Origin of the sequence: Kitasatospora sp. NPDC091207, assembly GCF_044768625.1 — a bacterium.
Classification (GTDB): Bacteria; Actinomycetota; Actinomycetes; order Streptomycetales; family Streptomycetaceae; genus Kitasatospora.
Window position 1 is genome coordinate 54,692 of the sequence record NZ_JBIVVS010000040.1, and the last position, 718, is coordinate 55,409.

The 718-nt window shown below is 69.1% G+C and carries 1 protein-coding gene and 1 rRNA gene; both read right to left on the reverse strand.

All coding sequences use genetic code 11. The features are described 5' to 3' along the window. The coding region (locus ACIQTO_RS36365) for a hypothetical protein (protein WP_402397538.1) at positions 1-294 on the reverse strand (294 nt) is incomplete at its 3' end. A gap of 333 nt (positions 295-627) precedes the next feature. Further along, positions 628-718, reverse strand: a 5S ribosomal RNA gene (gene rrf, locus ACIQTO_RS36370); the annotation flags it as partial.

Below are 718 nucleotides of genomic sequence, written 5' to 3' on the forward strand. Positions count from 1 at the left end.
GACGGTCGTCACGACGCGGGCCACGGTCGTCACGGTCGCGGTTGAAGCCGCCACCGGAGGGACGGTCGTCACGACGCGGGCCACGGTCGTCACGGTCGCGGTTGAAGCCGCCACCGGAGGGACGGTCGTCACGACGCGGGCCACGGTCGTCACGGTTGAAACCACCGCCGGACGGACGGTCGCGGTTGAAGCCGCCACCGGAGGGACGGTCGTCGCGGCGCGGGCCACGGTCGTCACGGTTGAAGCCGCCACCGGAGGGGCGGTCGTCACGACGCGGACGGTCGTCACGATCATCGCGGCGCGGACCCCGGTCGTTGGACCAGCCCCCACGAGACCGGGGCTCGTAGCCGCGGCCGTCGTCCGATCGACGCTCGGGACGGTCCTGGGGCTGGTTCGACATTGTGGTGACTCCTCTGTTGCTTCAGCTCTACCGCGGATGGGGGCGACACCACTGCCCTCGCGCGGTTCGATGCCGGCCTCCTGGCCGAGCACCATCTCCATTGTCCGGCATCGACGGACACCCCGCGCCTGGGCGGAAGTCCCTTGTCGTACCGGCGGTGCAAACGTTCGTAAAAACAAAAAGGCCGCGGCCCCAGCGAATCGCTGGGGCCGCGGCCTTGAATAATTGTTCGGCGGCGTCCTACTCTCCCACAGGGTCCCCCCTGCAGTACCATCGGCGCTGTGAGGCTTAGCTTCCGGGTTCGGAATGTAACCGGGC